This window comes from Tamlana crocina (assembly GCF_012037625.1).
The window spans coordinates 16,179-29,398 of the sequence record NZ_JAAVJS010000008.1; the positions used below are offsets into that span (position 1 = coordinate 16,179).

Below are 13,220 nucleotides of genomic sequence, written 5' to 3' on the forward strand. Positions count from 1 at the left end.
ACTAAGCCAATAATTCGTAATTTTGTACGAGAAGAATTGTAATTGTATGGATATTAACACAAATATCGAGTCGCCTTTATTGTTAAAGGTTAGCTTCAATAAATTATTGGAGCAATATGAAGTTTTGGCTGCAGGCGATGACGAGTTTATCGCGGCAAAGGCCAAGCGCATTTTAAAAAGTGTTGAGGAATATCCTGAACTTCGCGAAGGATTTACTGAAATAGGCGTTTTAAAAGAGCGCGCTAAAGAAATTGGTATTGTCCTTCAAGATAGTTTTAGCCCGTTATTGACCAATAACGAGATTAAAACAGCTTCGGTGCCCATGCATAATTTAATTTTTAATGCCACCGAACGATTTAAAAGCATCATAAAAGCAGCGGGTGATGATTTCGAGCTTGAAATCAAAAATATGCCCGACGATCACAGCTATATCATAGCCTGCACCATTATTTTAAACTTTTATTACGGCTCTACACTTAGCTTTAAGCGACCTTTTTTTTACGAAATACCCGATGCCAATGGTGTAATGCGATATTATAAAATTCTGTACAATGCAGATTTTTGCGAAATTATACCAACGGACAAAGCGCCAAAGTTAGAAAAAGAAGACATTGAAAAATTACTCGATAATTTCCATGATATAGCCATGTGGAAAGAAAAATTTCCGCCACAGAGCTATGTGTTTAAGGGGTTTGTGATTTCAAATATTTTTGATGTAACTGACGATCAATCCATATCGAACATCAAATCGAGTTTGATTGTTGGTGGAAAACGTAAAGATGAGACTTTTATGGAAGGGTTTCAAGAAATTTTCCGCTCCCTTTTAGGGATAAAAGATATTAGGGCTGGCTTTTCAATTTTCAATAAAGAAGAAGGTACTTTTGAGTGTGTGCATGGCGCCGGTATGCAGAGTTTTTTGCTGGGCGAAAAGAAAGAAGAAAAGTGCTTAGAGGTGTTGTGCAACTGGTCTTATAAGAGTTTGTTGACCGATAAAAAAACGATATCTGTTTCTAATGTAGAGCATATTTTTAACAATGAAGAAGAACACCCGCCGCACATTGCCCGATTACACGAACAAGGTATAAAAAGCGCCATTTTTGCTCCCATTGCGAATAACGAAGGCGTTATGGGAGTTTTGGAAATCGTTTCTGGCCGCCCAATGGTGTTAAACAGTGTTAATGCGAATAGGTTGGTTGATGTTATGCCATTTATTGTTTCTGCCGTAGAGCGCTCTAAAGCTGAAGAGCAAAATACTATTGAAGCTGTAATTCAGCAGGAATGCACATCTATTCACCAAAGTGTATATTGGAAATTTGTGACTGCCGCACGCCAATTTTTAAAGAACAAAATGCAATATGGTAGCAAAGCCACGTTTGAACAAATCGTGTTTGATGATATTTATCCGTTATTTGGGCAAATTGATGTAAAAGGATCCTCGGACGCCCGAAATTTGGCCACGCAAAAGGATCTTCTGTTGCAATTATCGTTGGTCGGAAAAATTGTTGAACAGATTAATGAAGACGAACCACTGCCTATTTATGAGGAAATATTATTTCAGGTAAACAATTACACCAAAGAGCTAAAAACCAATTTTAAGGTTGATAGCGAGCATAATATTGTAGCTTTTTTACGGAAGGATATTGAACCATTATTTCAATTTCAACTGAAAAAAGAAAACCGTTTAAAAGAAGAAATAGAAGATTATTTTGGGAAAATAGATAGCGATTTAAACCTCATTTATTATTACCGAAAAAATTATGACGATACCATTATGCTCATCAATAAAAATATGGCAGCTGTATTGGATGAAAAACAGAAAGACGCCCAGGCCATGTATCCGCATTATTTTGAGCGCTACAAAACAGACGGGGTAGAGCACAATATGTATATTGGCGAAGCCATTACAAAAGCCGATAGTTTCAACCCTATTTACTTGTATAATTTAAGGCTTTGGCAATTGCAGGTGATGTGCGAAATGGAAAATGAGTACTACGGTAACCAGCATTTATACCCTATAAACTTGGATGTGGCCTCGATGATTTTAGTGTTTAATCAGCCGCTATCCATTAGGTTTAGAATGGACGAAAAGCAATTTGATGTAGATGGCACCTACAATGCTCGATACGAAGTGGTAAAAAAACGGGTAGACAAAGCTTTTGTAAAAGGTACTGAAGAACGTATTACCCAAAACGGAAAAATTGCGATTGTTTATTCGCAAAAAGAGGACGAGGAAGAATACATGAGGTATATCAAGTTCCTTCAGAATAAAAAAGTATTGAATGAAGATGTTGAGGTTTTGGAACTCGAAGATTTACAAGGGGTAACAGGACTTAAGGCTTTGCGTGTTGGTATATTGTACCACGCTAAAGATGAAGATGATAAGAGTTTCTACACTTACGACGACCTTATGAAAGAAATTAAAGCCTAAAAACAGGATAATGCCCATTATCCTGTTTAGGAGTTATTTGTTGTGAACTTAAAGGAGGTTCTTCAGGTAAAACATCTTCAATATCGGTGCCGTTTCTTTTAAGGGCTACCCCGAATGAAATTACCGAAATAATCATTCCAATCATGAAAATGGTATAGGTTATCCGCAAGATTCTATATTTTCTTTCCAGTACTTTTCCTAAAAAATACAAGTCTTTGGTGAGCGAGCTGTACACGTAATTTTTATCCTTTAAAAGTTCGCTAACGGCCCATTCGTATTCCTTCAGTTCCATTTTATGGAAATTCCCGAAAAAAGTAAGGTTAACATCTTTGTTGGCCACATCTTCTTTGGTGAACTCGCCACTGGTAACATTTGGTCGAGTGGCGATAATTGATAGTACCATGGAGATAACACACGACAACGTAAAAATGGCCGTAGGGTAAATTAAATACGGGTTGGTATCCAGTTTAGAAATTAAATTAGCCAATACTAAAGAGATAATAATAGCATTTACCGAAAGTAAAATGTTGGCTTTAGTGTCGGCAATATCACTTAACTTTATGTGGTTTCTTAACGCCACCCTGTAAAACGTTTGGATGCCACGTTCGGGGCTTTCATTTTTGTATTGGGCCTTGTACTTGGCCTTCATTTCCTCTTTTTTGAGTTTTTGTTTTTGCTTTCTTTTAGACTTTATCAATTTAGCAAGGTTGTCTTCCTTTTGTTTTTGCCAATTTTTTAAAGCATAATCGGTATAAAACTCATGTTTTTTGGTGAGTACTTTTATGTTTTCATCTCGCCACTCCGAAGGTGAATATGTTTTTATGCCTTGTAATTCGAGTTCTTTGCGTAAAAACTCGCTGGCCTCGGCAAAATATTTCTTCCCGAAGTGGGATGAATCGGCATCTCGAATTATCTTGCCTAATTCCGTTTCTGGTGGGTTCTTGAATTTGGTAGACATTATACAGGTGCTCACAGCTTCGATTAGCTCGTCGCTAGCTTTGTTTTCCTTTAAAAAAGCTGTGGCTATTTTTACGCTCTCCTCTTCATGGCCGTCACGTACTTTGGTATATCCGGTATCGTGCAACAGTGCGGCAAGCTCTAATATTTCGGCGTCTTCTTTGCTTACGTCGGTATTTTCAATAATTTCACGCAAACTTCTCAAAACACGTTCGGTGTGCGTGTAATTATGGTATAAATAAGAACTGTCTAATTCATTTTTAAATAAATCAAAAACAAATTTTTCTGCTTTCTCAATTAATTTTGACATAAAAGGAATAGATTTTTCATCACAAATTACTAAAATTTAAATATATTATGAGTGCTTTATCTATAAAGATTTTAACGGTAAGAAACTGATGAAAAATTCGACTTACCCATAGATATCGCTTAATAGAAATAAACGACAAAAGATTTTTAAAAGTATGCTCACTTGGAAAGACATTATAAATTTTTCCGTTAACGGAAACCCAAAACCCGATAGGCGAGTTGAAAAACCCGAGGCAGAATGGAAAGCACAACTCACTCCAGAACAATTTAGGATTACCCGAGAGAAGGGAACCGAGCGTCCGCATAGCGGTGCACTTTGCACTGCCTATGAAGCGGGGCAATACAATTGTGTGTGTTGCGACACCCCACTTTTCGATTCCACTATAAAGTTTAATTCCGGAACAGGTTGGCCCAGTTTTACCCAGCCTATTAAGGAAAATGCTATTAAGTATGAAAAAGACAGTTCGTTTGGAATGGTTAGGGTAGAAGTTATGTGCAATACGTGCGATGCGCACTTAGGGCACGTTTTCCCTGATGGTCCCGAGCCTAGCGGATTGCGATATTGTATCAATTCAGAATCAATGACATTAAAAAAAGAAAAAGTAAATGACTGATAAAAATAAACAAGTAGCCACAGTTGGTGGAGGGTGTTTTTGGTGTACTGAAGCCGTTTTCCAAGAAATAAAAGGCGTAGAAAAAGTAGTTTCAGGCTATTCGGGAGGCAATGCTCCGGGGCACCCAACATATAAAGAAGTGTGCTCGGGTTTAACGGGTCATGCCGAGGTGGTTCAAATAACCTTTGATGCCAACCAAATTTCTTATGAAGACGTGCTGGTTATTTTTATGACCACACACGACCCAACCACGTTAAACCGCCAAGGTGGCGATGTGGGTACACAGTACCGTTCAGTGATTTATTATCACGACAGCGACCAAAAGAGCATTGCGGAAAAGGTGTTGAAACAAATGGCTCCGTATTACAACGACCCTATTGTCACCGAGATTGCTCCCTTAAAAATATTTTACAAAGCTGAAGATTATCATCAGGATTATTACCGAAATAATACGACACAAGGGTTTTGCAGTTTTGTAATTACACCTAAACTGGCCAAGCTTAGAAAGCTTCATGCCGATAAACTAAAATAAATGCAACTTAAAATAAAAGACCGATTTAACGTTGAATTACCAGCCGACCCAATTTTGGAGAATACCAGAAGGCAAGTAAAATCGGCCTGTTTTTCTTTTGTTACTCCCAAAAAAACTTCGAATCCTGAATTGATTCACGTATCGCCAGATATGCTTGAAAACTTGGGTTTGACTGAAGAGGACGCGAAATCTAAACCCTTTTTGGATGTGTTTACGGGTAACGCTGTTTACCCTGACACTAACCCCTATGCTATGTGCTACGGTGGGCATCAGTTTGGAAACTGGGCCGGGCAATTGGGCGATGGACGAGCCATCAATCTATTTGAGGTTGAACATGAAAACAAACACTGGACGGTTCAATTAAAAGGAGCTGGCGAAACACCATATTCGCGTACCGCCGATGGGCTAGCGGTGTTGCGCTCGTCCATAAGAGAGTATTTGTGCAGTGAGGCCATGTTTCATTTGGGCGTGCCCACAACAAGAGCTTTATCGTTGGCATTGACGGGCGATAAAGTGCTTCGCGATATTATGTATAACGGTAATCCGGCCTACGAACCCGGGGCAGTGGTGTCGCGTGTGGCGCCTAGCTTTTTGCGTTTTGGTAATTATCAAATTTTTGCAGCCCAACAGGAACATGGGATGTTGAAAACCTTGGTGGATTTTACGATAAAACACCACTTCCCGCATTTGGGAGCACCTTCAAAAGAGACTTATGTCGCCTTCTTTAAAGAAGTAACCGAGCTTACCCTTAAAATGATTGTCCACTGGCAGCGAGTGGGCTTTGTGCACGGGGTCATGAATACCGATAATATGTCTATTTTAGGGCTCACCATCGATTACGGGCCCTATGGCTGGCTTGAAGGTTTCGATTATGGTTGGACGCCCAACACCACCGATAGACAACATAAGCGTTATCGTTATGGGAACCAACCCAATATCGGACTTTGGAATTTGTACCAACTTGCCAATGCGCTGTACCCGTTGGTGGAGGAGGCAGAGCCTTTTCAGACGATTTTAGATGGCTACAAAACGGAGTTCGAAACCCAGTCCTTAAGGATGATGCGCTCTAAATTGGGCTTGGAAACAGAAGATGCTTTTGATGCGTCGCTAATCCAAGAATTGGAAGACAACTTGTTGCTTGCTGAAACCGATATGACCATTTTCTTTAGAAATTTAAGTCGTTTTTCAACTGAAAAAGTTTCCGACGGATTGGCAATAATCAAAGATGCTTTTTATAATCTCGACGAGCTTTCCGAAGACATTGAAGAAAAGTGGCAAAAATGGTTTAAACGCTACGCCGATAGGTTGGAGCAAGAGCAACTTTCTGATGAAGAAAGAAAAAAGAAAATGAATGCCGTTAACCCTAAATATGTGTTGCGAAATTATATGGCGCAATTGGCCATAGACGATGCCGAAAAAGGAGATTACAAGTTAGTTGATGAGTTGTTTCAGCTACTAAAGAACCCTTACGACGAGCAACCTGAATACGAAAAATGGTTTGCAAAACGCCCCGAATGGGCCAGAAATAAAGTAGGTTGCTCCATGCTGTCTTGCAGTTCTTAAATGGGGGTGTTGGATAAAATAAAAGGGTTGCCGGTTGGCTACTCGGTCGTGGAATATCAAAACAAAAAATACGGCGTTACCCGCACGGATTTCAACAACGGAAAGAGTTTTAAAGTTTTTGCCAAAGCGCTGGGCGGCAGCGATTTTATAAGTTTGAATTACTATATCACCGAGCGGTCTGAATTTTTAAAACCCTGCGAAATGCCCAACGAGAAAGTGATTCATTTTTTAAATCATTATAAACGTCTTGAGAATGGATAAAATAGCACTTGGAGGTGGTTGCCATTGGTGTACCGAAGCCGTGTTTCAATCGTTGGTGGGCGTTTATAAAGTGGAGCAGGGCTATGTGGCTTCACACGGTGATGAAGCTTCGTGGTCTGAAGCGGTTGTTGTTCATTTCAAAGCCAATGAAATAACGCTCAAAACATTGATAGAAATTCATTTGCAAACGCATAAAAGCACTTCAAACCATTCTATGCGTAAAAAATACCGATCGGCCATTTACACCTGTTCAAAACAGCAAACTAAGGTCTCAAAACAAATTTTAATTGAACTTCAATCGTTATTTAAAAACCAATTGGTAACACAGGTTTTGCCATTTGAAAGCTTTAAGCCATCGCGCGAACAAATTCGAGATTACTACTATAAAAATCCCGAAAAGCCATTCTGTGAAAATTTTATAACACCCAAATTAAGGTTGTTGTTAAATAAGTATTCCGCATTAGTAAACGCAGAAAAATTAAATCACTTAACGGCAATGGGTAATCGAGGTTAAAGAAGGGACTCTTAATTTTGCTATTTCTTTCGGGGCAATTATTTAACTAAATGCAATATCTTTAGAAATAAAAAGCTTTTAATTTCGCTTTCACATAAAATTAAATATGAAGATACTTAAATATTTTTCTGTTTTAACCGTATTAGTGATTCTTAGCGCATGTGCTACGTACAAACCGCAATATGCTGATAAAAACCATCATGAGGTTACGTTTCCCAATAAGGAGGTAGACCGCACTTTTTATTTAATTGGCGATGCCGGAATTTCACCAACAGGCGGCATGTCTGGAGCTTTAACGGCTTTCAATAAACATATTGAAGGAAAGGCAACCAAAAAAGATTTTGCCCTTTTTTTGGGTGATAATATTTATCCGTCGGGGTTGCCATCAAAAGGCGATAAAAACCGTAGCTCGGCCGAAAATGCCTTGAACGGACAAATACAATCTGTAAAGAATTTTAAGGGCGAAGTACTTTTTATTCCTGGAAACCACGATTGGTATTCCAATGGTTTAAAGGGTTTGAAAAGACAGGAAAAATATATTGAAGAAGCCTTGGGGAAAAACACCTTTCAGCCAGAAAATGGTTGTCCGCTGGAAAGTATTGATGTGGGGGAAACCATTCAGTTGATAGTTATAGATACGCAATGGTATCTCGAAAATTGGAACAGTCATCCCACGGTAAACGATAAATGCGAAATTAAAACCCGAGAACGCTTTTTGTTGGAATTGGAAGGTGAATTGAAAAAAGCCCAAAACAAAACTATTGTGTTTGCCATGCACCACCCCATGTACACCAATGGAACACACGGTGGTAAATACGCCTTTAAAAAGCACTTGTATCCCTTTCAGAAAAAAATACCCTTACCAGGAATCGCTTCATTGATAACACAAATTAGAACCCAAGGCGGTGTGTCTATTCAAGACCGCTATAACGAACGTTACCATGAGTTGATGAACCGATTGGAAACCATGGCTATTGGTGTTGAAAATTTGGTGTTTGTATCGGGGCACGAACATACTTTGCAGTATATTGAAAACCAAGGTGTGGCCGAAAACGAAAGCATAAAACAAATAGTTTCGGGTTCTGGCGCAAAAGAATCGTATGCAGAATTGAGCAACAATGGTTTGTTTTCGTATGGTAAGCAAGGTTTTGCTGAGCTTACCGTGTTTAAAGATGGCAGTAGCTGGGTGCGTTTTTATGGAGAAGAAAATGGCGAACCCAAATTGCTATTTGCCAAAGAGGTGTATCCGCCAAAGACGCCATACGATGTTTCTGATCTTCCAGATACTTTTCCACCTGCGGTTGAAGTGTCTGTGTATTCCAGAGAGGAAACCGACGTTTCTGGATTCTTTAAATCGGTATGGGGCGACCATTACCGCGATGTGTACAGTACAAAAATAACGGCACAAGTGGCCACTTTAGATACGCTTTATGGTGGACTGGAAGTTGTGCGCAAAGGTGGTGGCCACCAAACGCGCTCGTTACGATTAAAAACCAAAGATGGGCGTGAGTTAAACATGCGCGCATTGCGCAAAAGTGCCACACAATATTTGCAAACGGTTCTATTTAAGGATAATTACATTCAGGATGATTTTGAGCAAACTGCAGTAGAACAGCTTATTTTGGATTTTTATACCGCTGCACATCCGTATGCGTTTTTGGCGGTTCCAGATTTATCAGATGCAGCTAAAATTTACCACACCAATCCTAAACTGTATTTTATTCCCAAGCATAAGCATTTAGGAGAATTCAATGCCGAGTACGGTGGCGAACTTTATATGATTGAAGAACGCCCCGAAGAAAACTATTCGAACGAGAAAAACTTTGGTTATGCCGATGATATTGAAAGCACCCACGATATTATCGAAAAAATCAGGGAAGATGAAGAACATAAAATAGATGAAAATGCTTTTATACGAGCACGGTTGTTCGATATGTTGATTGGAGATTGGGATCGCCATCAAGATCAGTGGCGTTGGGCGCAGTTCGATATGGAGAACGGCGACCATTATTATAAACCCATTCCGCGCGACCGCGATCAAGTGTTTTCAAATTTCGATGGAGCTCTTCTTGATGTTATGCGTATCATTTCGGGCTCGACAAAACAGCTTCAGGTGTATGATGATGAGCTTAAAAACATAAAGTGGATGAATAGTGCCGGTATAAAATTAGACCGTGTTCTTATTCAACAAGCCGGAAAAGACGTGTGGTTAGAGCATGCTAAATTTATTCAGGAACATGTTACAGACGAGGTGATTGAGCGCGCTTTTTCGAAAGTGCCAAAGGAAGTACAGGATAAAACGCTACAGGAAATAAAGGAGCATTTAAAGGGCCGTCGAGAGAACCTTCAGGATATTGCCACCCGCTACTATAATCACTTAAACGAGTTGGTGGTTTTAACAGGAACTGATAAAGATGACTATATTGAGGTTACCAGAACCGGAGATAAAGAAACCCATGTAAAAATGTCAAGGATTATTGACGGGGAAAAAGCCAAGGTTATGGTAGATCGTACCTTCAATAAAGATATTACCAAAGAACTTTGGATTTATGGTTTGGACGATAAAGATGTATTTGAGGTTAGCGGAAAGGCCAATAATTTGATTTTTACCCGACTGATTGGTGGACAGGAAAATGACACTTACATTATAAAAAATGGAAGGCGTGTTAAAGTTTATGACCACGAAAGCAAGAAAAACACCATTAAGGAAAACAAAGGGGCTTCCATTAGGCTTACCGATGTTTACAAACTCAATCTTTTCGATTTTAACAAAAACATTACTAAAACTAGTTTAATCACTCCGGCCATTGGTTTTAATCCAGATGATGGTTTTTCGGTTGGGATGGCGTATTCGCTTACTACAAAGGGTTTTCAGCGAAATCCGTTTTCACAGCAACACCGTTTTAAGGGAGGCTATTATTTTGCCACTAATGGGTTTTCGTTGAATTACGACGGTGAATTTGCAAACATTATGAACGATTGGAACCTGCATATTGGTGGGAAGTTTACTTCGGCTAACTTTACCAACAACTTCTTTGGTTATGGTAACGAAACACCTAATAATGACGACAATCTCGATTTGGATTACAACCGTGTAAAGACCAGTATTTATGCTGTTAAAGCAGGTATCCTTAAAAAAGGGAATTTTGGTAGCGATTACGGCATAAGAACGGTTTTTGAAGGTATTGAAATTGATGATACTCCCGGAAGGTTTATTACAGATGAATTTGTGTCTTCAAGCAATACCGAATTCTATGAACGCCGCTATTTTGGAGGATTGGAAGCTCAATTTAATTACGAGAGTTTTGATGATAAGATTAACCCGAAAAAGGGTATGACCTTCCATTTGCAAGTTGGGGGTAAAACCGAGTTTAAGGACACCAAAAACACCTACGGCTATCTTAATTCAGATTTAGGCTTTTACAACACACTAACTACAAACAAAGCCTTAGTTTTAAAAACTGCTGTGCGTACGCAAGTGCGTGTGGGCGACGATTTGGTGTTTTATCAAGCGGCCAATATTGGTGGTAATAATGGGTTAAGAGGATTTAGAACCGAGCGTTTTACAGGAAAAAGTTCGTTGGTGGGAAGTGCCGATTTACGCTATAGCTTTCCGTCGTTTAAAACGCGAGCTCTGCCCTTGCAAATTGGTGTGTTTGGTGGAGCCGATGTAGGGCGTGTTTGGTTGAAAGGGGACTTTTCAGATAAATGGCACAACGATTATGGCGGAGGTTTTTGGGTAACTGCGGCCGAGAGCTTGTCGGGTACATTCAACTTTTTTAATAGTGTTGAAGGGTTTAGGTTTTCCTTTGGTTTTGGTCTGAATTTTTAAACCCTACAAACAAACCTAGTTATGAAAACGTATTTTTATAAAATCTTTAAGTATGTCATCAGGTTAGAAAGTAAAATTGCGTTTTATCCAACCATTATTAGTGTGCTTGGGGTGTTTTTTGCTTTTTTAATGTATTATTTAGAAGAGCTAAACCTTTCAAATTATCTAAAAGAACATACGCCTTGGCTGGTGATTAAAAATATAGAAACCGCCCGAGTTATTCTAACCACTTTTGTGGCAGGGCTCGTTTCTATTATGGTATTTAGCTTTTCAATGGTAATGCTTTTGCTCAACCAAGCTTCGAGCAGCTATTCGCCAAGGGTGTTGCCGGGGTTAATATCCAACCGGAGGCACCAGATTATTTTGGGTATTTTCAACTCATGTTTGTTATACTGTATTTTTACATTAATAGCACTCGATTCCACCGATAGCCAACAGTATCAAATTCCAGGTTTTTCGGTATTGTTGTCTATTGTTTTTATGGCAGTCTGTTTAGGAGCTTTCATCTATTTTATCCATTCCATATCGCAAGAAATTCAGATTAATAATATCATGAAAGCCATTTTTTTAAAGGCCAAAAGCAGGCTTGAAACTATTATGAAATCTGAAAACGACATACCAGAGAATTTTCCCGAATCGAAAAACTGGACTGTTTTAAAAGCGGTCAGGTCTGGGTATATTGAAGACGTGGGTTTGCCTGCCATATGCGAAGTGCTTAAAGATGATGGGTTAAAAGCTGAAATTGTGGTTTATAAAGGGGAATATGTTTTAGAGGGCATGCCACTGTTGAAAGTGAGCAACTCTGTTACAGACGAGCAGGAAGATAAATTGCTTGCTGCATTTAGCTATTCTCGAAGTGAGCTTATTGAAGACAATTATGTTTTGGCTTTTAAGCACATTACAGAAATTATAGTGAAAGCCATGTCGCCTGGTATAAACGACCCCGGAACGGCCTTAAATGGTATTGATTATTTAATGGATTTGTTCATGTTACGCATGCAAAAACAAGACCATAGCTATTATTTTAACGATAATGACGAAGCCGTTATTTATGTAAAAACCCTTAATTTTAAATTGTTGTTGTACAATGTTATGTCGTCGCTGCGAACCTATTGCACAGGAGATGTGATTATCGTTCAGAAGTTAATTAAAATGTTAGGTCACTTATTGCAAAACCATCATTGCGCCCATTCCAATTACAAAGACGATGTGCGCGAGGAATTGGAAAATTTACTTGAAGACGCCAAGCGAGCTATAAAAAATCCTTCGGATGTTGAAGTGGTTTCAAGTCAATTTAACGCGGTGCTTTAATCAGTTTGATTCAAATTAAAGGTATATAGATTGCCGCCTTCACTTTTGTTTTTTTCGTCGGTAATGTAAACCGTGCTTTCATTTTTAAAGCAGATGCCTTCTTTTTGCGAATTGTGGTCAAACTTTAGTTCTTCTATGTTGCCTTTAAAAAAGTGGTCTTCTTCAAAATTGGTAATCTTCCAAAGTTTATCGTGGTTCAACAGCACTATGGTTTTACCATCGCTACTAATATCGGCCGAAGTTATTTTGTGGTGCTTGCCATCCAAATTAAAATCGGTGACCAATTCAGCTGTGTGTTCGCCAACGGTGTTAGGTACTTTTAAAAGTATGCTCGATTTGTTCTCTTTACTGAAAATATAAAAATAGCCCTTCCAAAGAAAGAAGGCTTCAAAATCTTCTGGTTTTACCTTTTTGGGCAAATGAAACACGATGCGGTCGGCGTTAGTTTCATCGCTTTCCAAATCTGAAACTTTGTAAATGGTAAAATGGTCATGCTTTTTTTTATTGTTGCCAAAATCGCCAATGTAAAGGTTTCCGTTGGCGTCAGAGGTTAAATCTTCCCAGTCTCTGTTTTTGGCATTATTTATTTTTATACGTTTTATCATTTTGCCGTTGGTATTAAAACCAAAAACATAATTGTCGTTTCCAGCATCTTCAATCGTCCAAAGTAACTTTGAGCCTTTTACTGCTTCTACAGCCGAGGCTTCATGCAATCCCATGGGCAAATCGGCAATAACATGAAGTTTGCCAGTGTCGCACGACGTGAATATTAACAAAAGCACCCAAAGTTTTGAAAGCTGATAAATCATAAAATTTCAATTTTAATCCAAAATACCCACTTTAAGACCAACAGGAAAATTTAAAATCTTAAACTATTTGTAAAACTTACCTAAAACACT

At 38.9% G+C, this 13,220-nt stretch carries 10 protein-coding genes; 8 read left to right on the forward strand and 2 right to left on the reverse strand.

What is annotated here, in order from left to right; translation table 11 throughout:
- Positions 1–46 precede the first annotated feature (46 nt).
- Complete coding sequence (locus HC176_RS07080; RefSeq protein WP_167917496.1) at positions 47–2,428, forward strand: GAF domain-containing protein; 2,382 nt, start codon at positions 47–49, stop codon at positions 2,426–2,428.
- On the opposite strand, the gene HC176_RS07085 is transcribed toward HC176_RS07080, so the two are convergent.
- Complete coding sequence (locus tag HC176_RS07085) at positions 2,418–3,695, reverse strand: Pycsar system effector family protein (protein WP_167917497.1); 1,278 nt, start codon at positions 3,693–3,695, stop codon at positions 2,418–2,420. The two genes, HC176_RS07080 and HC176_RS07085, sit on opposite strands and share 11 nt — an antisense overlap.
- 154 nt (positions 3,696–3,849) lie before the next feature.
- Between HC176_RS07085 and msrB the strand changes: the two genes are divergently transcribed.
- The 7 genes from msrB to HC176_RS07120 all read left to right on the forward strand — a co-directional run bounded on the left by msrB (position 3,850) and on the right by HC176_RS07120 (position 12,321).
- On the forward strand, positions 3,850–4,308 hold the full coding sequence (msrB, locus tag HC176_RS07090; protein ID WP_167917498.1) for a peptide-methionine (R)-S-oxide reductase MsrB: 459 nt from the start codon (positions 3,850–3,852) through the stop codon (positions 4,306–4,308).
- On the forward strand, positions 4,301–4,840 hold the full coding sequence (gene msrA / locus HC176_RS07095) for a peptide-methionine (S)-S-oxide reductase MsrA (RefSeq protein ID WP_167917499.1): 540 nt from the start codon (positions 4,301–4,303) through the stop codon (positions 4,838–4,840). The genes msrB and msrA overlap by 8 nt, the downstream gene beginning before the upstream one ends.
- A complete protein-coding gene (locus HC176_RS07100) occupies positions 4,841–6,403 on the forward strand; it encodes a protein adenylyltransferase SelO (RefSeq protein ID WP_167917500.1) in 1,563 nt (520 codons plus the stop codon).
- Complete coding sequence (locus HC176_RS07105; protein ID WP_167917501.1) at positions 6,404–6,664, forward strand: peptide methionine sulfoxide reductase; 261 nt, start codon at positions 6,404–6,406, stop codon at positions 6,662–6,664.
- Positions 6,657–7,178 (forward strand): peptide-methionine (S)-S-oxide reductase, encoded by a 522-nt coding sequence (locus HC176_RS07110; protein WP_167917502.1) that lies wholly within the window; start codon positions 6,657–6,659, stop codon positions 7,176–7,178. Before HC176_RS07105 ends, HC176_RS07110 begins: the two co-directional genes overlap by 8 nt.
- Before the next feature lie 106 nt (positions 7,179–7,284).
- Positions 7,285–11,010: a metallophosphoesterase gene (locus tag HC176_RS07115; protein WP_167917503.1), complete on the forward strand. Its 3,726-nt coding sequence runs from the start codon at positions 7,285–7,287 to the stop codon at positions 11,008–11,010.
- Positions 11,011–11,031: 21 nt separating this feature from the next.
- Positions 11,032–12,321, forward strand: coding sequence for a DUF2254 domain-containing protein (locus HC176_RS07120; RefSeq protein ID WP_167917504.1), 1,290 nt, complete (start codon positions 11,032–11,034; stop codon positions 12,319–12,321).
- Here the strand turns inward: HC176_RS07120 and HC176_RS07125 are convergent.
- Positions 12,318–13,130, reverse strand: coding sequence for a hypothetical protein (locus HC176_RS07125; protein WP_167917505.1), 813 nt, complete (start codon positions 13,128–13,130; stop codon positions 12,318–12,320). The two genes, HC176_RS07120 and HC176_RS07125, sit on opposite strands and share 4 nt — an antisense overlap.
- Positions 13,131–13,220: the final 90 nt, after the last annotated feature.

Excerpts from the sequence above, each read along its gene's own strand:
- HC176_RS07080 (WP_167917496.1), top strand. The coding sequence starts at position 47 with ATGGATATTAACACAAATATCGAGTCGCCTTTATTGTTAAAGGTTAGC.
- HC176_RS07085 (WP_167917497.1), bottom strand. The coding sequence starts at position 3,695 with ATGTCAAAATTAATTGAGAAAGCAGAAAAATTTGTTTTTGATTTATTT.
- msrB (WP_167917498.1), top strand. The coding sequence starts at position 3,850 with ATGCTCACTTGGAAAGACATTATAAATTTTTCCGTTAACGGAAACCCA.
- msrA (WP_167917499.1), top strand. The coding sequence starts at position 4,301 with ATGACTGATAAAAATAAACAAGTAGCCACAGTTGGTGGAGGGTGTTTT.
- HC176_RS07100 (WP_167917500.1), top strand. The coding sequence starts at position 4,841 with ATGCAACTTAAAATAAAAGACCGATTTAACGTTGAATTACCAGCCGAC.
- HC176_RS07105 (WP_167917501.1), top strand. The coding sequence starts at position 6,404 with ATGGGGGTGTTGGATAAAATAAAAGGGTTGCCGGTTGGCTACTCGGTC.
- HC176_RS07110 (WP_167917502.1), top strand. The coding sequence starts at position 6,657 with ATGGATAAAATAGCACTTGGAGGTGGTTGCCATTGGTGTACCGAAGCC.
- HC176_RS07115 (WP_167917503.1), top strand. The coding sequence starts at position 7,285 with ATGAAGATACTTAAATATTTTTCTGTTTTAACCGTATTAGTGATTCTT.
- HC176_RS07120 (WP_167917504.1), top strand. The coding sequence starts at position 11,032 with ATGAAAACGTATTTTTATAAAATCTTTAAGTATGTCATCAGGTTAGAA.
- HC176_RS07125 (WP_167917505.1), bottom strand. The coding sequence starts at position 13,130 with ATGATTTATCAGCTTTCAAAACTTTGGGTGCTTTTGTTAATATTCACG.